The organism is Rhodococcus sp. IEGM1339 (genome assembly GCF_050321925.1).
GTDB lineage: Bacteria > Actinomycetota > Actinomycetes > Mycobacteriales > Mycobacteriaceae > Rhodococcus > Rhodococcus pyridinivorans.
Genome location: NZ_JBNQFT010000002.1, coordinates 341,112 through 361,812, shown reverse-complemented (window position 1 = coordinate 361,812; position 20,701 = coordinate 341,112). Strand labels below are relative to the sequence as shown.

The window sequence follows — 20,701 nt, the reverse complement described above, 5'->3', positions numbered from 1 at the left end:
TCGATCAGGGCTGACGCGGTCCCGGCTGCGCTTCGGGCCCGGGGCCGCCCTCGGGACCCGGTTGCCCGCCCGGCTCCGGCTGCGCGCCCGGAGCGGGATTACCGGTAGTACCCAGATGTCTGCGGGCGGCGTCCTGCGCCTTGTCGACGTGCTGGGTGTACTTCCCGCCGGTACGTCCGTCCACCTGGTCTCCGACCTTCTCGATGAACTGATCGGCCTTGTCGGGGTTCTTCGAGGCGTAGTCCTTGCCCTTGTTCACAAGGCCCTTCACCGAATCCATGAAACCCATCGTTCGGTCCTTCCCTCGTCGGATCGCTGTGAGGTTCGGGCGCACCGATCCGTGCGCTGCGGGTCAGTGTACGCCCGGGAGCAGATCGCCGGAGGCGGCGAACAGGCGGCGATGCTCCCCGTGGAGACGTCCCGACACCCACCACAGGGCCTCGACGAGGACGACTCCGATCAGCCCACACGTCACCGCGATCGTCGAGTACGCGACGTTCGACGGATCGAGCGCGAAGAACTCCCGGGTGAACGGCACGGAGAACAGGATCACGTAACCGAGCACCGAACCGGCGAGCAGCACGATCTTCCACCACTGGTACGGGCGGGCGACCACGGCGAGCACCCACAGCGCGATGATCAGCAGGGTGATCAGGGCCGAGGTGCCGGCCTGGATCTTCTGCTGCTCGGTCTGCTCCGGGCCGCCGTAGACGAGCACGTAACAGACGAAGGTCGCCACACCGACGACCACGCCCGAGGGGATCGCCAGTCGCATCACGCGGGAGACGAAGCCCGAGCGTGCCCGCTCGTTGTTCGGTGCCAGCGACAGCAGGAAGGCGGGGATGCCGATGGTGAACCACGCCGCGATCGTCACGTGCCGGGGCAGGAACGGATAGGGCAACGGCTCGAAGTCGAACACCTGCGACAGCACACCCGACACGCCCACCAGGAAGGCGAGCAGCACCGAGTACACCGTCTTGGTGAGGAACAGGTTGGAGACGCGTTCGATGTTGCCGATGACCCGGCGACCCTCGGCCACCACGTAGGGCAGCGTCGCGAACTTGTTGTCGAGAAGGACGATCTGTGCGACCGCGCGGGTCGCGGGACTGCCCGACCCCATCGCGACTCCGATGTCGGCGTCCTTGAGGGCGAGCACGTCGTTGACGCCGTCGCCGGTCATCGCGACGGTGTGACCGCGCGACTGTAGCGCGCCGACCATCGAGCGCTTCTGATCGGGACGGACCCGGCCGAAGGTCGTCGAGCCTTCGACGACGTCGGCGAGTTCGTTCTCGCCCTCCGGCAGGGAACGCGCGTCGATGGGGGACGCGCTGCCCGGCAGGCCGAGCGACGAGGCGACCGCACCGACGGCGATCGCGTTGTCGCCGGAGATGACCTTGACGTCGACCTGCTGGCCGGCGAAGTACTCGAGGGTCGGCTTCGCGTCCGGGCGCACCCGCTGTTCGAGGACGACGAGCGCGGCGGGCGTGACCGTGCCGGGGGCGAGTTCGTCGTCGACCGGGCGGTCGCTGCATGCGAGGAGCAGCACCCGCAGCCCGCTCGAGCCGAGTTCCTCGGCGCGTCGCGCCGCCTCGGTGCCGGGGTCGAGCAGCACGTCGGGTGCGCCGAGCAGCCAGTTGCCGTGGGTGCCGTACGACTGGCCGCTCCACTTCTTCGCCGACGAGAACGGCGCGACCGCCGTCGGCTCGCCCCAGCCGGGGGCGGTGGGGAACGCCTCGGCGATCGCGAGGACGCTGGCGTTCGGACGCGGGTCGTCGGCCGCGAGCGCGGCCAGGGCGGCGCGGGCCTCGTCGAGGCCGCTGCCGTCGAGGGACTCGAGATCGGACAGGCGCATGCCGTTCTCGGTGAGCGTGCCGGTCTTGTCGGCACACACCACGTCGACGCGCGCGAGGCCTTCGATCGCCGGCAGCTCCTGCACGAGGCACTGACGACGTCCGAGGCGGACGACTCCGACCGCGAACGCGATGGACGTCATGAGCACGAGACCCTCGGGCACCATCGGCACGAGGGCGGCGACCATGCCGCTCAGCGCGGGGCCGAGCGACTCGCCGCTGGAGAAGAGCTGGTTGTAGATGATGAGCAGACCTGCCGGGATCATCAGGTAGGTGATGAAACGCAGGATCTTGTTGATGCCCGCGTTCAGCTCCGACTTCACGAGCGTGAACTTGCTCGCCTCTTCCGCGAGTCGCGCCGCGTAGGCGTCGCGGCCGACCTTCGTCGCACGGTAGGAGCCGGAGCCGGAGGCGACGAAGCTGCCCGACATCACCGTCGAGCCGGGCACCTTGTGCACGGCATCCGACTCACCCGTCAGCAGCGACTCGTCGAGTTCGAGCCCCTGGGCCTCGACCACCTCGCCGTCGACGACCAGCTGGTCGCCGGGGCCGAGCTCGATGATGTCGTCGAGCACCACCTCGCGCGGAGCGATCGGTGCGGCGATGCCGTCCCGGCGCACGACGGGTTTCGTCTGGCTGACGATGGCCAGCTTGTCGAGGGTGCGCTTGGCACGCACCTCCTGGATGATGCCGATGCCGCTGTTCGCGATGATCAGCAGACCGAACATGCCGTCGATGATCGAGCCGGTGGCCAGCACGATCAGCAGCAGCACCCCGAGGATCGCGTTGATCCGGGTGAACACGTTGGCCCGGACGATGTCCTTGACCGATCGGGACGCGCGGTCGGGGACATCGTTGGTGAGGCCACGTGCCACACGCTCGGCGACCTGCTCGGTGGACAGCCCCGTGGCTGCATGGTCGGATGCGAGGACCGGCGCCTCGCCCGTTCCCACCACCGTCGTGGGCTCTTCTACTGCCATGACGAACCAGATTAGGGCACGAAAGCGAACAACCGGTGCCGTGGCAGGGGGATCAGCTCGACGTGAGCCACCACGGATCGACCGCGACGGACTTCGACGCATCGGACTTCGACACGTCGATCCGCTGACCCGGCATCGGCACCGCGGTGGTCACCTCCGACTCCCGCGCGGCGGGCAGCAGCCGGGTGATGGGCTCCGACCAGGCGTGGAAGGCGAGGTCGAAGGTTCCCCAGTGCACGGGGACCAACAGACTGTCGTGACGGTCGACGCCACCGAGGTCGAGATGCGTGCGCACCGCCTCCTCGGGGTTCATGTGCACGTCGGGCCATCGCTTGTCGTAGGCGCCCACGGGCAGCAATGTCAGGTCGAACGGGCCGTAGGCCTCGCCGACGTCGGCGAACCGCGGGGTGTACCCGCTGTCGCCGCCGAAGAACACCCGGCGCGTCGGCCCGGTGAACACCCACGACGACCACAACGTGATGTTGCGCTGCAGGCCGCGCCCGGAGAAGTGCCGGGCCTCGGTGCACGTGATGCGCAGGCCGTCCACCTCGACGTGTTCGTCCCAGTCGAGTTCGACGATGCGTTCCTCGGCGATCCGCCAGCGGCGCAGGTGCGCGCCCACCCCGAGCGGCACGACGAACCGGACGGTCGGCTGCAGCACGGCGAGGCTCTCGACCGTGAATCGGTCGAGATGGTCGTAGTGGTCGTGCGAGATCACCACCGTGTCGAGGCGCGGCAGGGTCTGCAGTTCGACCGGCGCCGGATGCAGACGTGCCGGGCCGACAGTCGGTGAGGGTGACACGCGCTCGCTCCACACCGGGTCGCACAGCACCCGGTAGCCGTCGACCTCGACGAGGGCGGTCGAGTGCCCGAACCACGTCACGGCGAGTTCCGCCGCGTCGACCGGCGCGAGATAGGTCGACAACGGCACCTCGGTGCGAGGTCTCCCCCGCGACCCGCGGGTGAGCAGGTCTTTCGCGAAACCGCCCGCCGCCTCGGCGCCGAGCACGGACGCAGGGTCGGTGTTGTGGAAACGACCGTCGCGGTAGCGGGGCGACGCGGCGGCGTAGGGACGGATGTCGGAGACCGAGGCGCCGATGGAACCGGGCAGGCCGTTCACGGCGCGCGCGACCCACAGCGTGCCTGCTCCGGCGAGCGCTGCCGAGACGGCGGACCGGATGTTCATCGTCCGCGGAAGGTCGGGTCGCGGCGCTCGGCACGAGCGAGCCTGGCCTCCTGGGCGTCCTCGCTGAGCCACGCCGCGGCGAGTGCGGCGGTCTGCTCGGGTGTGGCCTCGTCGCGGGTGCCGTCGTCGTTGAGGAACAACTTCATCGCGTTCAGCGACAGCGGCGCGAGCTTCGCGATCTCGTGCGCCCAGGCCTGCGCGTCGGCGAGGTCGCCGATGCGATTGGCGAGCCCACGCGCGAGAGCTTCCTCGGCGGGGACGGGTTCGGCGGCGAGGAAGACCGCGCGTGCGGGACCGCCGCCGATGAGTGAGGCGAGTCGCCGGACCGTCCAGCGGTCCACCGAGATGCCCAGGCGCGCAGCAGGAACCGCGAAACGCGCAGTGGGCGCCACGACCCTCAGATCCGCCGCGAGCGTCAGTTGGGTGCCGGCACCGATGGCCGGGCCGTTGACGGCCGCGATCACCGGGATCGGGGCGTCCACGATGGTGCGCAGCATCTCGGCGAGGCTGTCGGTGAATCCTTCGGCGTAGACGTCGCCGGAGAGATCGGCCCCGGCGCAGAAGCTCGTGCCCCGCCCGGTGATCACCACGACACGCGCGTCGTCCGCCACGGCCTTGTCCACCGCTTCGCGGATCTCCACGCACAGCTGCGTGTTGAGCGCGTTACGACGCTCTTCGCGTTGCAGTTCCACGGTCACGACGTCGCCGTCGCGGCTGATCCCGATCATGTGTCGCCCCATCCCTTCGTCACCGAACACCACGCATCATTCCACCAGGGCGGCCGACGTGTTCCGATGGCGACCGGATGCGTGCGGATCCGAAGCGGAACCGGAGGTCAGAGGGCCACCTGAACGCTGGGCCGCCCTGACTGCGACGCCAGGATCGAACGATGGATCGCGCGGATATCCGAGCCCGGTTCGACTCCGAATCCGTCACTCAGGTCTTCGCGCAACTTGCTGTACACCTCGAGAGCCTCGATCTGGCGACCCGACCGGAACAGTGCCCGCATCAACTGCCCGTGGAGAGTCTCGTGCACCGGGTATTCGAATACCAGGGCCTGAAGCTCCGAGACCACCGTGTGCAACTCACCCATATCGAGCATCACTTCGTTCCGCAGTTCGATGAGCGCCAGCTCGACTTCCTCCATCTTCTGCACGAAGGCGCCGAGCTTCGTACCCCCCTGCGCACCGCCGAGGATCGGCTTGTGGAAATCGGCGGCAGCCTTGTCGAGGGCTGCGATCGACTCCGGAAGACTGCTCTTCCGGTGGAGTTCGCGCGCCGTGTCGTATTCCACGAGGACCCGACACCAGTCCACCACGTGACGGTCCACCGCCAACCGGTAACCACGGTTCTTCGTTTCGATCAGACCCGGATCCACTCCGCACCTCTGCGCGAACATACGCAGCTGCGAGATGTACACATGTATCGATTCGCGGGCGCGACGTGGCGGCTCGGATCCCCAGACCGCGTCGATGAGAACATCGACCGGTACGGTCCGTTGCGGTTCCAGCACGAGGCACACCCACAGGGCACGTATCCGGTTCCCCGAGGGCAACTCGTGACGCGCCCCGCCCACGGTGATCTCCAGTTCACCGACCACGGCCACATCGCTCACCCGATCCGACGCAACAGCCACAACAGTCCCCCCGTCCCGGCACAATGTCATACCACTCGAATGCTTTATGGCCGAATGCAATACGGCACACAGGGGCAGATGCCCACGCGGGAGAACTCTACAGCCGGACATACGGCGGGAAAACCGGCGATCGCGACTGTGAGCGGATTCACAGGCGTAACAGATCCCAGCTTGGACGGGGTTCCGAACCGTACCGAATTCTACACCAGGACTTCATCTTCAGGAAATCAAAGGGTCAAACCGATGTGTGCCACTCACCGCTTTCGATGCGCGACCCGGCCTGTGACCGGATCACCTCCCACAGCCCCAACGGGGTATCGCACCGACCGTCGAACAACGCCTCGTCGGGTACCGTCACCGCGTAATGCGCCTCGACCGTTCCGAGGAGATGGACCAGCGCGAGCGAATCGATGCCGAGCGCCTGCAGCGTCTCGTGCGGCGTGATCTCGGCTGCCGCGTCGAGCCTCGGCAGTACCGAACGGAGCATCGTCTCGTAGTGTTCGTCCCAATTCCGCACCTTCTCCTGGTCCGACTTGTTCTCCTGCACGAAAGACACTTCCTCCCTGGCGAATACAACACGTGATGCAGCAACGACCCGCTGGCCACGGGTGACGACCTCGACCGGCGCCGGGCGCGAGAGAAAACCCATGAGACTGGCGGACAGGCCGTACGCCCCCACATTGGGGACGGAGATGATCCGACCCGGTGCGATGTCGCCGAATTCGATATGACGATTCAGGACGTCGGCCGGGGTACACAACGGACCGACGACAGCACCGGCCGCCGGGGCTCCATCGGAGGCCGAAGGGCCGAGCGCCGCGCTCGCACGCATCGGCAGCACACGTCCGATTCCGGACAAACCGCCCACGTGGTGGATACCGGTGTCCGTCACCACGAAATCCTTGTCACGGCTACGTTTCACGTCGAGCACACGCGCCACGAGCGTACCGCTGTCACACGTGAGATACCGACCGGACTCGAAGACCACCTTCGGATTGCCCTCACGCCATCCGGGTAGGCGACGGTCGAGTTCGAACTCGACGGACTCCCGCAGGGAGGGATACAGCGGGCGGGAGCCCTCCACTCCGTACGGGGCGGCGAAGCCACCGCCGAGATCCAGGACTTCGAGCGGGATCTCCCACCTCTCCGACAGTTCCACCGCGTACCGGATGCTGTTGACGATTTCCTCGATCAGGGCGTCCTCGTCGGTGGCGTTGCTCATCGGATAGAAATGGAAACCGTGAACGCGTGCGCCCGCGATCACGAGGTCCATGGGGAGCACCTCCACACTGTCGAGGTCGATCCCGAACTGCGAGGGGGTTCCCGTCATCCGCATCGCACCCTGCCCCGGGGCCGACGGTGCGTTCACGCGCAGAAGGCAGTCGGCCACGGAACTTCTCCGTTCCGCGGCAGAGGCGACACGACGCAAGTCGCGCACGGATTCGCAGGAGAAATTACGTACGCCGGCATCGAGCGCGGTACCGATCTCGCCTTCCGTCTTACCCGGGCCCGTATACAGCGCTTCTGCAGGATCGAAACCCGCCGCGAGCGCCGCCGCGAGTTCGCCGACGGAGCTGATCTCCGCCCGGCAACCGGCCGCTCTCAGTATCGCTCCGACATCGCTGTTGGGATTCGCCTTGAGCGAGAAGTAGATCTCGCTTCCGCCGGGAAGAGCCGCACGCAGGTCGGCTACCGCCTGCTCGATCGACTCTGCACGGAAGATGTACACCGGCGTCCCGAACTCGGCCGCGATGCCTTCGTACAGGTCGCCGGTACTCGTCGAGTGGTTTGTCACTGGTTCTCCTCGAATTCGCGGATCACACGCCGTGTGTCGATCTTTCCGTTGGCAGTCAGAGGCATTCGGTCGACAACGACACACAGTCCCGGAACTTTCTGGGGCTCGAGCCTTCGGTGCAGGTCGTCGACAACGTCACTCGCGGATACGCTTCCGGTCACCACGACCGCCAGTTCACGATCGCCGCGCGGTGGGATCACGACGACCTCGCGTATCCCGGGAACCCGCTCCACTGCAGCGGCGATCTCGGTGACGCTGGCACGCACACCCTTCGTCTTGAAAATGTCGTCACGCCGCCCTCGGAAGTACAGGTAACCGTCGTCGTCGACATATCCGTAGTCACCGGTGCGAAGGAATGCGGTGCCGTCCGGCCACCGTCCGAACCTCTCCGTTGTCATCTCGGGCTGCTCCCAGTACCCGTCCATCACGTTCGGTCCGGACACGACGATCTGTCCGACCGAACCGGGTTCGACGGGCCTGCCGTTCTCGTCCAGGATCGTCACCGCGGTACCGGGCAGGGGGCGACCGACGCTTCCGGGACGGATCCGGTCGAGATCCGGTTCGGCCACGGTCACCCGCTTGCACTCGGTAATGCCGTACATGGCCACGATCGCGGCGCACGGCAACACCTCCCGTAACTCGGCGATACGGGACTCCGACAGGTCGGCTCCGGTACTGGTGACCATGCGAACCGAGCATGCGGGACCGGACCGTCGTAGCAATGCGTACAACATGTGGGCGACCGGCGGTACGACGGGCAGAACCGTGACGTCGATGCGTCGGATCACGGCGAGCATCTCGGTGGCGCGCGCAGCATCGGCGAGCACGACCTGCGCGCCTACCGAGAATGCGAGCAAGAGCTGGTACAGCCCGTAGTCGAACGACAGCGGCGACAGCAGGGCGATCGTGTCGTCGGCACGATAGTTCAGCCGCTGTTGTATCGCGTGCACGCCGAACTCCATCGCGGACGCCGGGCACCGCACTCCTTTGGGCGCAGCCGTACTTCCGGAGGTGTATATCAATGCGGCGAGTGCCGACGGCTCGTGCGCCACGAGGTGCGGTGGATCGAGTGGGTCCGACGGATCGGTGAGGGCGCCGTCCACCACCAGTACCGGTCGGCAGTCCTCGACGATTCCTTCCAACTGGGTGTCGGTCAGTTGTGGGTGGAGCGGCACATAGGTCGCTCCCAGCCCCCACACTGCGAACGCAACGGCGACGGCATCGGGGGTGGCGGACATGCGCACAACGACCCGTTCTCCAGGGCCGACCCCGAGACGCGCCAGTTGGGCCGCGACCTCGACCGTGCGGTCCCACAGCCGGTCGTAGGAGAACATTGTGCCGTCCACCGTGCGAAGAGCGACAGCGTCGGGTGTTTCGGTACGGGCAACGGCGAGTAGTGCGAACGGGCCGCGGAAAGCGACCGCGGCGGTTGCACTCAGGTCTGTCATGGCAGTCCTCTCATGTCGTACTCGGGTTGATGGTGCGACGGGGCGGAAGAAGGCGGAATGCGACCACGGCTCCGATCCCGACGACGAGCGCTGCTGCGGAGAACGCCCATTGTGTGGCCGTCCGGAACTCCGCAACGGCCTCGGCGAGAGCGACCGCATCGCCTGCCGCGCGAGCGTCGACGATGACGAGACCCGCCGCAGCAGCGTCCCCCGAACCGGTCCCGGCGAATCGGTACGCCAGGGCGAGGGCTCCCCCGACCACGGCCACCCCGGCGGAGAATCCGATCTCCTGCATCGTGTCGTTCACCGCGGCGGCGTCCCCCACTCGAGAAGGTGGTGCACTCGCCACCATCGACTCGGTCACCAGAGGCAGAGCGACACCCACACCCGTTCCTGCGACGGTCACCGCCGCGATCGTGACGCCCACGGGTGCGGCGGGTAGGAGCGCGATCGACAGCGCCGCCGACGCAACGACGAGCAACCCGCCGACCGCGCCTGCACGGACCCCCCAGGCGCTCGCCAGCGGTCCGGACAGGATCGTTCCGACGATCATGGCGATGGTGACCGGTGTGACCGCCAGGCCGGCTGCGAAGGGCGAGAACCCGAAGGCGTACTGCAACAGCTGCGTGAGCACGAACAGCGAGCCTGCAACGGCGAAGAACATCAGCATGTTCGCCACCGATGCACCGAGGAAGCTTCTCGTCTCCCATCCGGCCGGCGCCGACCCCCCATGAGGACGTCGTCGCCGCCGCCACGCGAGGGTCACCCAGGCGGAGGCCGACACCACGACACACACCAGCGCGATGACGGGAAGATCGGACAGGACCGTGAGGGCGACGAGAAGCGGTGCTGTGCCGAGTATCCGGAGGAACGTGGTGAATACTGCGAATCCGTCCGTGCGTTGTGGCGCGAGAGGCGGAACACCGACCGTCACCGTCACCGCCACCGCGGCGGCACTGCAGGTGACGGCGACAAAGATCGACACCCATCCGAAGGTATCCACCAGTGCACCGCCGAGAACCGGCCCTCCCGCGGCGCCGGCCACCGACACCGCCGTCCAGACCGCGATGGCCCGCGATCGACGCTCCGGTGGCGACGTCTCGACCGCGACCGCGAGAGTTGCAGGCATGACGAACGCCGCGCCCGCCCCGATGAGGGTGCGACCGGCGATCACCCCGATCTCGGTGGGGACGGCCCAGGCCGCACAGGCGCCGAGTGACGCCACCCACAGCCCCGTCACGAGGGCCCGGCGCGCACCCCACCGTCCGCACACATATCCTGCCGGGAGCAGCAATGCTGCGAACGTCACGGAGTAGGAGACCACGACGAGCCGCATCGCGGCATCGGACAGGGTCAATTCCGCAGCCATCGCGGGCAGGGCGACATTCACGGCCGTGTTGTTGAAGATGACGACGGTGACCGCGAGTGATACCAGTACGAGCACGGAGGTGTTCGCCCGGGGGCGCCCGGGAAGATGAACGTCTGCCGAAGCGGTCACCGCATTGCCTCTTCTCCGTGACGGCGATCGGTGCGGCCCACGCAGAACATCGCCACCCCGCCCACGACGATGGTGAGACCCGCGAACCGGAAAAGAGATCCGTAGGAACCCGTCGATTCCAGCAGACGGACCGCGGCCAACGGCGCCACGAGCTGGGGTAGCACCACGGCCATGTTGAAAATGCCGAGATCCCTTCCGTGACGCCGAGGGGAGCGCAAACGTGCTGTGATGACCCCGAATCCGGCGCCGAGGCAGATTCCGAGGCCGGTACCGAAGCCGATGGCCGCAACGAACGTCCATGACAACGAAGTCGTGGCGTCGAAGGCGAACAACGCGACTCCGGCGCACAGTGCCCCCGCCAAAGACACCGCCCGACCGTCACCGAGCCGTGCCGCGACTCGTCCGGACATCACCGAACACAACGCCGAGGTCACCACGAATCCGAGGGTGAGTACGAGCACTGCACGGTCCGGGCGGTCCGCCCCGAGGTGGTCGGTCACGAAGTAGAGGAGGAACTGCGTCACGCAACCGAGTCCGAACATCACGCACAATCGCCCCACCCAGGCGAGGACGAGATCGACCCGGACTCCGCTCGCATCCTCTCCGGCCTCGTCCGGATCCGGCCCGGACCCCGTGTACTCCGCATGCTCCGCTGAGACGGAACCCGCGTTCCCGAAAAACGGGCCCACTGTGAGCACGGTGGCCGCTGCGACGAGGAGGTAGCCGGTGGAGGCGTCGGGCGCGGCCGTTGCGATGACCGATCCGATCAATGCCCCGCCCATCTGCGCAGCGGAGAGCACGCCCGCCATCCGAGATCGGCGCGAAGGGTGGGTCCTGTCGGCGAACGTCGCTTCGATACTGCACTGCAGGGCGCCCAGCCCCACATGTGCACAGGCCCAGGCGAGCACGAGGGCGGCGGGGTCCCGAACCATCGAACACCAGATCAGGGCACCCACCGAAACACCGGTACCGATGATCGCGAACGGTCTTCTCCCCCATCGGTATCGGAACCTGTCCGACACGACACCCCAAGCCGGGTACGCACACAGGAGAACGAGACTTCCCACCGCCGTGACCGTTCCGAACAACCGCGCCTTCGAGTCCGGAGCGATCTCTGCGGCCGTCAGCGCCAGGAGCACCTGCGTCGGCGCGAAGAATGCGAGCCAGAAGCCGACGGCAGCCACGACGAGTGCACGTTGCCCCCGCGGGTCATGCCGGATGTCGTCGCGGGTGCCGGACGGGAATCGTTCGACAGTGCTCACAGCACACCCACCCGGGTACGGTCGACGACCGCGGCTACCAACGCGGTCACTTCCGAACGATTCTCCGTCACGAGGAAATGGCCGGCGCCGTCGAGGATCGAGAGGGAGAAGTCCCGACCGGCGTGGAGGCGCCAGGTCGCCAGTCGCTCCGGGGGCGCGAGCCGGTCACGGCTTCCCCCGATCACGTGGAGCGACACCGGCAGCGGCGCCAGCTCGGCATCACCGACCACTCGCGCGCTACGACACAACCGCAGATCGTCCTTGACCGGGCGCATGAGCGGCCCGAGCCATTCGGGCCTCTCGAGCAGTATCGGCGGGATACCACCGAGTTCGGTGAGCGAACGCGCGATCTCGAGATCGGTCATCTCGTCGAGTGGGAGACCCGCGGGCTGCAGATGCGGCGGATTCGACGCCACCACGATCATCGCGAGCGGCAACCGGGCGTTGCGGCGCATTCGCCGCAACGCCAACTCGTAAGCGATCGTCCCACCCATGCTGTGCCCGAAGAGGACATGCTCGGTGGCGAGTAGCTCACCGAGCTCGTCGTCGAGTTGCTCGACCAGCGAGTCCATGGACGTCGGCGACGGTTCGTTCCGCCGTCCGTCCCGCCCGGGCAGGCACACCGCATGGATACGGAGGTCGTGCTCGGATCCCCAGTCCCGGTATGCGGCAGCGCTTCCTCCGGCGTGATGGAAACACACCACCGTCGGGGTCATGCCGGCACCCTCCTGCCCAGATCGACGGGCGATACGAGCGAAACCCGTTCACCTGCCATCAGCACTGCAGACAACGTCCGGGCAGACAGGGAGCCGGGACGGATCATCTCGAGCAGCGCGGACAACGAGCGCATCCTCACCGCGTCGGCGTGATGGGGCGATCCGTGCACATCGTCGAAATCGACGACCGCTGCCCGAGCGAGATGGGCGATCAGCACATTCGCGTCCGCTGTCGGCACGATCTCGTCCCGCAGACTTCGGATGTAGTGGACCGGAATCATCAAACGGCCGAGGTGCTGCCGATCGAGCGCAAGTTCCGGCAACAGCGACGGGAGGTCCTGTGCGCCGGTGACCGACTCGAGCGTACGACGGGTGATCGCCGGCATCGCCTTCTGCACCCAGGGATCGACGAAGGTGTACTGCGTGGGAGATCCGACCGCAACAACCCCTCGGATTCTCGGGTCGGCCGCCGCCGCACGAAGCATCACCGTGCCCCCGAAACTCATGGCCAGGCCGTAGACACCGGACAGTCGCATGCGGGTCGCCGCGGCATCGACGACAGCCGAAACGTAGCCTTCGGAGTCCGGTCCGTAGAGCGCGCTCCGGTGTGCGCCCACCCCCGGCAGATCGATCACGACGGCTGCGATGCCGAGTTTCCGGAAATGAGGAAGCAATCGCCCCCACTGCTCTTTGGGACTGACGATGCCCCCGAGTACGACCACCAGAGGGGCCGGTCCGTCGGTGTCCACGGAGCCGAACCATGCGGTCGTCCGGGAGCCGTTGTACTCCACCGCGAGGTTCTCCGCGACCCCGGACGAACGTGCCCATTTCCCGAACTCGAATACTGCACGGGCCGATGCGTTCTCCTGCATTTCCGTCGCTGCGAACGGAAATCGTGCCAGATTGTCGCGAGCGATCGCATCCAGCGCACGTCCCCGCTCACGATACTTCGAGGCCTCGGCCGTCCACCGTGATGCCCAGCCGTGTTCATCGTCCTCGAGCGTTCGGATCGTACCGAGGACCCTGCGACATTCCACCGCATCGATACCCTGCGCGCGACCGTGGAGCAGGACGTGCGTTTTCACTTCGTCGAGGTAATTCATCATCACACTTCCGATCGGGTGTGGGAGGCGGGTACCGTGCACCGCTCCAAATGCCGAACGAGGTCTCCCAGAATGTCGGCCGCGAGCGCGCCGTCGATGACCCTGTGATCGAAGGTCATCGACAGTGGAAGAACGCTCCGAATCTCGATGCTGTCGTCCTGCACGGTGGGACGCCGATGCGCATGCCCCACCCCCACGGTCACTGTCGTGCCACCATCAGAGAAGAACGTACCGACGCGACGGTGTGCCAGCGACGTCACCGCAATCGTGCCCAGGAAACGATGTCGCACAGGCGCAATCGTCATCGACGCGAACACACTGCGGCCGACGGACCTCGGTAGGGCCGACAGGAGGCGTGTACGCCCACGGCCGTTCTGCATCCGACTGCGCGTGTGCTGCATCCATTCGTGGATCTCGCTCGGCGTCCGCCGATCGGCTCGCATCAGCACGTCGGACTGCACTGTCCGCACACCGTCGACCTCCACGTCGAATGCGACCTTCACCGAGACGTCGCGAGGGCGCGACAGCATGGGGAACGGCAGCCGGTGGAATGTGCAGTTGGCGTCCGGATGCTGCGCCACGGTCTCGGCGATCGCTCGTATCACGTGCGCGGTCGCCGAAGCGGCAGGACGGCGACCGGACCGGTCGAGCAGTCCGCTCACGTCGGCTTCTGTTCCGAGGTGAACGAGAGGCCGCCCTGCCATGGCGGTCGAGAAGTATTCGGTGTGCCTGCGCGGTTTCGGAAAAGGCAGGAGATCCACGCTGTTCATGCGCCCACGAGGTTTCGCAGCTGCCCCAGTGATGCGCATTCGAGCGCGTCCGCCACGTTCAACGAACGACCGGTGCGCGCCTCGACAGCAGTCGCAACCGTGAGCAGATACATCGAGTCCCAGGCAGGAAGGGCGTCGAACGGCAGATCGAGATGATCCGTGCCGACGTGCATTCCGGTTTGTGCGCATACGAGTTCGACGAATTCTTCGGCGTTCATGACGGACTGTCCTCTCGCGTCAGACGGACGTAGGGGGAAGGGGGGACGGAGTCGCCGGCCGTCAGCACGAAGTGCTGCCGGCCCTCGGCATCGGCATCGGCCGAGCAGAACCCGTTCTCGGAGTACAACGTCGCCACGATGCCGTTCTTCGGGGAGGGTCGATACCATCCGACAACGCTGTGCGCGCCCTCCGACCATGCCGCGTCCACCACGGATCCGAGAATCGCCGTTTCGACACCTCGGGCGAGCACCCGGCACGACAATGCGAAGTTGCGGATGTGCAGCTCCGCTCCGTCGCGCTCGAGGAACAGGCATCCGACCATCCCGTGATCACCGAATCGGTCCGAACACCACACCGCAGCAACAGATGTCGACGGACCGTTCATCCATACCGTCACCGCAGCCTCGTCCATCCGCACCGTGGTCAGGTTGAACTGGTTGGTCCGCTGCGTGATCTGGGAAACCCGCGGGATCTCCGTGATGCGCGGCGCCCTGACGACCACGGCGGTGTCGAGCGCAGCGAGGTAGTCCTCGACGCTCCCGGCTGTGGCGCGTAGTTCGTGCCTGCCGATTTCGCGGCGGTACCGGACCGGACGCGCACGGTCTTCCTCGGTCACGTGCGCCGTGGTGAACCAACCGTCGCGGAGTATCCGCGGCACGTGCAGGGCCGGTTCGTCCGCGTCCACCCGAATCACCTCGACCTCCGGTCGGGCGGTACGCATCGACCCGCACTCGGACGCGGAGTCGTCGACGAACACGAACGAATCCGTGCCGATGTTGAGCCGTCCGGCCAATTCACCGAGGTTGAGAGGCTTCGGATCCCAGTTCGCGATTATCGCAACGAAGTCGTCCTCCGTCAGACCCATGGCGTCGTTCGTGGCGAACACTTCGCGGACCGCCGCGTCGTCGTTCTTGCTCAGCGCCGCAACGAGGACGCCCTGGGCAGCCAACTGTCGCACCACGTCGTGGACGGCGTTGAAGGCCGCTCCGCGAGGCCCGTCGCGCAGCACGATGCCGTGTGGTCCCGCCTCGGCGAGAATGCCACCCCAGAGAGTGCCGTCGAGGTCGAGGGCGAGGCACTTTCGCGTCATGCCCCGGGTGCTTCGTACGATGTGCCCGACCTGCCGGGCGACCTCCGCAAGGAACGCGTCACCGAGTTCGACCCGGGCATAGGCTGCCATGCGCTCGTCGGACAACGGACCAGTGACACACAGGATCGACTCCGAATCGACGACGTGCAGTCGAGACCTGTCGAGAGCGAGTTCCGCGAGTGCGGTGTTGAAGCGACGCCATGCCGCGGCCGCACGTCCCCGCGACTCGAGATCGACCAGCATCGCGAGGATTCGTGGTGGGAGCGGCACCGTGTTGACGACCAGAGTCCGGGCGTCGCCGTGCGTGTCGACAGCGACCACCAGGTCCGCATATGCGTCGTCGAGGGCCTCGAGGAGATCGTCGACCGTCCACGGTGCCCGGAGCCGATCGGTGACGATCGACGCGTCCAACAGGCACAGAGTCAGGTGCGGGCCGTGCTCGAAGACCGTTGCGGAGGGATCGCGCAGTTCGAGGCTCCAGCGGCCGAATCCTCCCACCCTCACCGCGGGAACCAGGCCATGGCGGAGCATTTCTGCCGTCAAGGCTCCCGTCACGCCGCGGACCGTCGTACTGCCGAGCACTGCGACACCGACGACGCGGTGCGCCGAGCCTGCGTCGACGGATCGGCCCTCGAACGACGACAACAACCGAGATGCGGCCGGACGGTCGGTCTCAGGAAGAGCCGCGAGGACGGACTGCAGTTCGACGACCTCACTCTCGAGCCGTCCGTCGCGCTTCAGTTCGACAATGCGCTCGAGGCCCGATACATCCGGCGAGGATGGTCGGATGTCGCCGTTCACGTTCTCGTCGGCGATCGGTGTCGACACCAGGTCGGTCACGGATTGACTCCTTCCACTGCGAAGCCACCCTTGATCCAGCGACTCGATTCGATCGCGACCGCAATTGCGCGCTGCCCGGGTTCGATGCACCGGGCGAGACGGTCGAGCTGAAGGAAGGAGAGGGCGTTGCCGCTGTTGCCCGTCTCGGCCACGCAGCTGATCTCTGTTGCACGATCGGCACCCAGCGCAGCCCGGATACGAGGGGACATCTTCCCCGAGAGTTGCGGGGGCAGAACGTAGTCGACCTCTTCGACCTTCCACCTCGCGAGGCGCAGCAGATCGGTGAACATCTCGCCGGCCATGTGCGGCACATACAGTTCGATTGCCTTGTAGTCCTCGGTGACGGCCTGCCGGTCCGTACCTGTCTCGGTGCGAATCCACCGAGACAGGTCCGCATCGCCGAACCACTCGATGACCTGACCGGGCAGACGGTTCCGTCCCTCGAATCGGGAGACGACCCGCCCCAGTCGCATGAGCGCGCCGTCCGGGTCGGCCGAGATGACCACGGCGCCGGCCCCGTCGCCGAAGAGCATGTAGTTGACCAGTTTCGAAGGCGGCATGGCTCCGGCCCCACGATCGAGGACCATGTGCTTGGCACACACATCGGCCCCGATGACGAGACCTGTTCGATGATCGTCGTCGAGCAACCGGCGCCCCACGTCCAACGCCTGGACTGCGCCGGCGCAACCGGATTGCACCTGGTATGCGGGGATGAGGTCGAGACCGAGCCGATCGGCGACCCCGGTGGCGGCGGTCGGCATGAGCGTGTCGGGCGTGGCCGTCGCAAGAACGATGAAGTCCAGATCCACCCGGTCGATCCCGGCCGCACCGATCGCAGCCTCCGCTGCCTCGGTACCGAGGTCGACGACACCGTGGGTCTGCTCACCGGAGTCGAGATCGACACCGAAGTAGCGGGTCCGTGTACCCACGAAATGGTCGACCCACTGCGCATTGATCCCGAAGGTCTCGTGGAGGAGAGTGTTGTCGACGGGATCGTTCGGGAGCGCCGTGCCGGTTCCGAGTATGAACGTATTCATCGTTTCCCTTCCGACCGGCGAACCGCGAACTCGATGAGGGTGTCGACGGTGACCAGACTTTCGACGAACTCGGTGATCTCGGGCGGTTCGTCGAATCGCACACGCTCCGCCAGCCGATCGGCGAGCTGCATCGCGAGGATCGAGTCGAATCCGAGATCCTCGCGCAGTCGCGCGCCCTCCTCGATCACGCTCGTCGCGTATCCGCTGATCTCCCCGATGGTTTCGCGCACGATCAGCGCAATGTCGCGGGTGTCGATCGATACGACACCGACCGGTTCCGGAGAGTCGTCACGAGAGATCCCGGTGGCGGACGGTGGGACTACCTGTTCCACCGAAGTGTCCCGAGCGGAACGATCGTCCTCGGACACCTCCGGTCCGCGGGACTGCGGCAACCGGCCCCCGGGGTAGAGCGGCAGAACGTGCTGGTCGTGGTCGAACTCGTAGACGGGCATGCGCACCGGCACCACATCTTCGGGCCGGTACAGGCCGTCCCATCGAACATCTGCGCCGTCCTCGTAGAGACGTGCAACCGAGTAAGCGAATTCGATGCCGGTCGATCGTTCTCCGTCCAGCGGTGCCAGTCGGGTGATTCTCGCACCGCCTTGTTCGGCGGCAAGCGATGTCAGCACGGCCCGTGGCCCGATCTCGAGCAGATGGGTGGGCTCTGTCGCAAGCAGTTCCGCGAGCGCGGTCCGGAATTGCACCGGCGCGGAGATCTGCTCGCTCCAGTACACGAGGTCGAGTGCCTCCGCGATCTTCGCACCCCGCAACGTCGAGAAGAACGGAATCCCCGGAACCCCTCGGCCGATCCTTCCTTCCATGGAGCGAGCGAACGCAGCCCCTGCCCCCGCCACGAGAGGCGAGTGGAACGCATGGGTGACCGCGAGCCGCCTCGGCGACCTGCCGTCCAGTGCGCGTTCGGCCTCTTCGATCGCGGCCCCCGTCCCGGCCAGCACGACCCGAGCGGGACCGTTGTCTGCGGCGATCACGACGTCGGTGCGCGAACCGATCCACTCCCGGGCGGCATCGACCGACATCTCGACGCTCGACATCGCCCCGGTTTCGGGCAGGTCACGCATCGCGCGTCCGCGGGCCAGGACCAATTCCGCTGCGGCCTCCGGGGGGAGGGCGCCGGTGATCGTCGCGGCGGCGATCTCTCCGATGCTGTGCCCGAGCACAGCGGCGGGCCGGATCCCGAGATCCGAGTACGCCCCGGTCAGGGCATACTGCAGAACGAACATCGCCGGCTGGCTCGACGCGGAATCCGTCTCGACGACACGAACGGTCTCCTCCGTGGGCGGACCGAGGAGAAGTTGCTCGACGGTCGCTGCAACGTCGTCGGGGAACAAGGTCAGTGCTCGGTCCACATGCGTGCGGACGGCGGGAATCGACGATGCGAGGCGCCGGGCGACCCCTGCGGTGAGCGACCCCTGGCCGGTGAACAGGAAGGCGACGCGGGGACGCACCCGATTCGGTGGAAGGCCGGACGCCACATGGTCTCTGAGCCGGGTCCGAAGCTGCGCGACCGCCGTCCGCCGATCCGGAGCAGCCACCGCGAGCCGCACGCGGCGATCCGACTTGACGAGATTCGTGCCTCGGGAAACACGCGCGAAGTCGCTGTCCGACACCCCGTCGAGGTACTCCGCGACACGCGCGATATTCACGGACAGCGCGGCGGGGGTGGCGGCGGAGACGGTGACCACCCCTATCGACGACCCACTCGGTCGTAGTCGCGGGGTGGGCACCCCCCGCAACAGCATGTGCACATCGGTGCCGCCCATGCCGAAGCTGCTCACACCGGCGATCGCACGTGCAGGCAGCCGGGTGGGGCCGGTGGCAAGCGAGAGGCCTTTGTCGGCAAGCCCCAACTTCGGATTCTCGTCGACGGCGAACAGGGACGGGGGCAGAATCCGATGCTCGAGGGCGAGACACGCCTTGATGGCGCCGGCGATGCCGGCGGCGCCTTCGAGGTGCCCCACGTTGCCTTTGACCGAACCCATGAGGCAGGGGGCCGCTCTGCCGGAGAACACTTCGCCCAAGGCATTGGCCTCGATCATGTCACCGAGCGTCGTTCCGGTACCGTGCGCTTCCAGGAAGTCCACGTCGCCTGCACAAACGTCTCCGGCGTCGAGTGCACGACGGAGAACATCGACCTGCGCCCACTTGCTGGGGGCCGTCAGACCGTTGCTGCGACCGTCGTGGCCGACCCGGCCTCCGAGTACTTCCGCATACACCGTCCCGGAGGCCTCGACCTGGTCGTCGAGGACACGGAGCACGACGACACCCACTCCCTCCCCGCGCCCGATCCCGTTCGCGCCGGCCGAGAACGGTTTCGATCGCCCGTCCGGTGCCGACAATCCGGTAGAGCTGTAGAAGGCGGGGAGTGCGGGCGACAGCATGACGTTGACCCCGGCCACCAACGCGACGTCGCAGTCGCCCGCCCGGATCGCCTGCGCGGCCAGGTAGAAGGCCACGAGCGAGGACGAGCACGCGGTATCGACGGACATGCTGGGCCCGCGCAGATCCAGGTGGTAGGACACCCGGTTCGCGATCATGCACTGCCCGCTTCCCGCGCCGAGATGCGGTGACATCGCGGCGGGATCCGCGACGTTCAGGGCCGTCCAATCACTGGACATCACACCGGCATACACGCCGGTGGAGGTTCCGGCGAGACTCGCCGGAGCGATCCCGGCATCCTCGCACGCGCGCCACGCTGCTTCGAGAACGAGTCGCTGCTGCACATCCATTCCCGAAGCTTCGGTGGGGTTGATTCCGAAGAACGAGCAATCGAATCCGGCCGGATCGTCGATGTAACCCGCAGGCGGCACGCTGCCGGGTGCGTCCGGCACCAGCCAGCGCGTGGAGGGGATCTCGGAGATACCGTGTTCGCCTCGGACGAGCAACTCCCAGAACTGTTCCCGCCCGGAAGCCCCGGGGAATACACAGTCGATGCCGACCACACCGACCCGACGATGCCTCGAATGTGTGTCCATCGCGGTCACGATGCCGACGTCCGTGTGGTCTGTGTCTCGAGGAATCGGGCCATCGCGGCGATCGTCGGGTGGTCCCATGCCAGCGTCGGCTCGACCTCGATCTCGAAGGTGTCCTCGATCTCGCCGCAGAGGGTCAGCGCGTAGACGGAATCCAATCCGTACTCGGCCAGGGGTCGGTCGATGTCGATCGAATCGATGTGTCGGTCGAGGAATCCGGCCACCCGCGAGGAGAGCCAGTCGGCGATCTCGACGTGTCCGATGTTGTCCATTGTGTCCTC

Annotated in this window: 17 protein-coding genes; all 17 read right to left on the bottom strand. The window is 66.8% G+C overall.

Annotation, left to right across the window (positions count from 1 at the left end):
* Nucleotides 1-4: 4 nt before the first annotated feature.
* The 17 genes from ACQR3U_RS04435 to ACQR3U_RS04355 all read right to left on the bottom strand — a co-directional run bounded on the left by ACQR3U_RS04435 (nt 5) and on the right by ACQR3U_RS04355 (nt 20,692).
* Nucleotides 5-289 (bottom strand): antitoxin, encoded by a 285-nt coding sequence (locus ACQR3U_RS04435; RefSeq protein WP_230809780.1) that lies wholly within the window; start codon nt 287-289, stop codon nt 5-7.
* 63 nt (nt 290-352) lie between these two features.
* Entirely contained in the window at nt 353-2,830 is a 2,478-nt protein-coding gene (locus tag ACQR3U_RS04430; RefSeq protein WP_230809779.1) for an HAD-IC family P-type ATPase, read from the bottom strand.
* A 52-nt stretch (nt 2,831-2,882) separates the two neighbouring features.
* On the bottom strand, nt 2,883-4,016 hold the full coding sequence (locus tag ACQR3U_RS04425) for an MBL fold metallo-hydrolase (RefSeq protein ID WP_024103115.1): 1,134 nt from the start codon (nt 4,014-4,016) through the stop codon (nt 2,883-2,885).
* Nucleotides 4,013-4,744 (bottom strand): enoyl-CoA hydratase, encoded by a 732-nt coding sequence (locus tag ACQR3U_RS04420; protein WP_064852131.1) that lies wholly within the window; start codon nt 4,742-4,744, stop codon nt 4,013-4,015. The genes ACQR3U_RS04425 and ACQR3U_RS04420 overlap by 4 nt, the downstream gene beginning before the upstream one ends.
* Nucleotides 4,745-4,851: 107 nt before the next feature.
* Nucleotides 4,852-5,631, bottom strand: coding sequence for an AfsR/SARP family transcriptional regulator (locus tag ACQR3U_RS04415; protein ID WP_230809778.1), 780 nt, complete (start codon nt 5,629-5,631; stop codon nt 4,852-4,854).
* Between the two features lie 256 nt (nt 5,632-5,887).
* Entirely contained in the window at nt 5,888-7,447 is a 1,560-nt protein-coding gene (locus ACQR3U_RS04410; RefSeq protein WP_082937633.1) for a phosphopantetheine-binding protein, read from the bottom strand.
* Nucleotides 7,444-8,895: a class I adenylate-forming enzyme family protein gene (locus ACQR3U_RS04405; RefSeq protein ID WP_230809777.1), complete on the bottom strand. Its 1,452-nt coding sequence runs from the start codon at nt 8,893-8,895 to the stop codon at nt 7,444-7,446. Before ACQR3U_RS04405 ends, ACQR3U_RS04410 begins: the two co-directional genes overlap by 4 nt.
* A gap of 10 nt (nt 8,896-8,905) precedes the next feature.
* Entirely contained in the window at nt 8,906-10,393 is a 1,488-nt protein-coding gene (locus tag ACQR3U_RS04400; protein ID WP_064852097.1) for an MFS transporter, read from the bottom strand.
* Nucleotides 10,390-11,655: an MFS transporter gene (locus tag ACQR3U_RS04395; protein WP_230809776.1), complete on the bottom strand. Its 1,266-nt coding sequence runs from the start codon at nt 11,653-11,655 to the stop codon at nt 10,390-10,392. The genes ACQR3U_RS04400 and ACQR3U_RS04395 overlap by 4 nt, the downstream gene beginning before the upstream one ends.
* Nucleotides 11,652-12,371: a thioesterase II family protein gene (locus ACQR3U_RS04390; RefSeq protein ID WP_083543557.1), complete on the bottom strand. Its 720-nt coding sequence runs from the start codon at nt 12,369-12,371 to the stop codon at nt 11,652-11,654. The genes ACQR3U_RS04395 and ACQR3U_RS04390 overlap by 4 nt, the downstream gene beginning before the upstream one ends.
* Complete coding sequence (locus ACQR3U_RS04385; protein WP_218959119.1) at nt 12,368-13,243, bottom strand: alpha/beta fold hydrolase; 876 nt, start codon at nt 13,241-13,243, stop codon at nt 12,368-12,370. Before ACQR3U_RS04385 ends, ACQR3U_RS04390 begins: the two co-directional genes overlap by 4 nt.
* Before the next feature lie 233 nt (nt 13,244-13,476).
* Complete coding sequence (locus ACQR3U_RS04380) at nt 13,477-13,935, bottom strand: 2-oxo acid dehydrogenase subunit E2 (RefSeq protein ID WP_197483265.1); 459 nt, start codon at nt 13,933-13,935, stop codon at nt 13,477-13,479.
* A gap of 305 nt (nt 13,936-14,240) precedes the next feature.
* Nucleotides 14,241-14,462, bottom strand: a complete 222-nt coding sequence (locus tag ACQR3U_RS04375) for a phosphopantetheine-binding protein (RefSeq protein ID WP_064852729.1) — start codon at nt 14,460-14,462, stop codon at nt 14,241-14,243.
* Nucleotides 14,459-16,393, bottom strand: a complete 1,935-nt coding sequence (locus ACQR3U_RS04370) for an HAD-IIIC family phosphatase (protein WP_082937727.1) — start codon at nt 16,391-16,393, stop codon at nt 14,459-14,461. Before ACQR3U_RS04370 ends, ACQR3U_RS04375 begins: the two co-directional genes overlap by 4 nt.
* Nucleotides 16,390-17,430, bottom strand: coding sequence for a 3-oxoacyl-ACP synthase III family protein (locus ACQR3U_RS04365; RefSeq protein WP_064852730.1), 1,041 nt, complete (start codon nt 17,428-17,430; stop codon nt 16,390-16,392). Before ACQR3U_RS04365 ends, ACQR3U_RS04370 begins: the two co-directional genes overlap by 4 nt.
* Entirely contained in the window at nt 17,427-20,423 is a 2,997-nt protein-coding gene (locus ACQR3U_RS04360; RefSeq protein ID WP_064852821.1) for a type I polyketide synthase, read from the bottom strand. The genes ACQR3U_RS04365 and ACQR3U_RS04360 overlap by 4 nt, the downstream gene beginning before the upstream one ends.
* A 5-nt stretch (nt 20,424-20,428) precedes the next feature.
* Entirely contained in the window at nt 20,429-20,692 is a 264-nt protein-coding gene (locus tag ACQR3U_RS04355; RefSeq protein WP_064852731.1) for an acyl carrier protein, read from the bottom strand.
* Nucleotides 20,693-20,701 lie beyond the last annotated feature (9 nt).

Excerpts from the sequence above, each read along its gene's own strand:
- ACQR3U_RS04355 (WP_064852731.1), bottom strand. The coding sequence starts at position 20,692 with ATGGACAACATCGGACACGTCGAGATCGCCGACTGGCTCTCCTCGCGG.
- ACQR3U_RS04375 (WP_064852729.1), bottom strand. The coding sequence starts at position 14,462 with ATGAACGCCGAAGAATTCGTCGAACTCGTATGCGCACAAACCGGAATG.
- ACQR3U_RS04405 (WP_230809777.1), bottom strand. The coding sequence starts at position 8,895 with ATGACAGACCTGAGTGCAACCGCCGCGGTCGCTTTCCGCGGCCCGTTC.
- ACQR3U_RS04360 (WP_064852821.1), bottom strand. The coding sequence starts at position 20,423 with ATGGACACACATTCGAGGCATCGTCGGGTCGGTGTGGTCGGCATCGAC.
- ACQR3U_RS04385 (WP_218959119.1), bottom strand. The coding sequence starts at position 13,243 with ATGCAGGAGAACGCATCGGCCCGTGCAGTATTCGAGTTCGGGAAATGG.
- ACQR3U_RS04435 (WP_230809780.1), bottom strand. The coding sequence starts at position 289 with ATGGGTTTCATGGATTCGGTGAAGGGCCTTGTGAACAAGGGCAAGGAC.
- ACQR3U_RS04420 (WP_064852131.1), bottom strand. The coding sequence starts at position 4,744 with ATGATCGGGATCAGCCGCGACGGCGACGTCGTGACCGTGGAACTGCAA.
- ACQR3U_RS04430 (WP_230809779.1), bottom strand. The coding sequence starts at position 2,830 with ATGGCAGTAGAAGAGCCCACGACGGTGGTGGGAACGGGCGAGGCGCCG.
- ACQR3U_RS04390 (WP_083543557.1), bottom strand. The coding sequence starts at position 12,371 with ATGACCCCGACGGTGGTGTGTTTCCATCACGCCGGAGGAAGCGCTGCC.
- ACQR3U_RS04365 (WP_064852730.1), bottom strand. The coding sequence starts at position 17,430 with ATGAATACGTTCATACTCGGAACCGGCACGGCGCTCCCGAACGATCCC.
- ACQR3U_RS04425 (WP_024103115.1), bottom strand. The coding sequence starts at position 4,016 with ATGAACATCCGGTCCGCCGTCTCGGCAGCGCTCGCCGGAGCAGGCACG.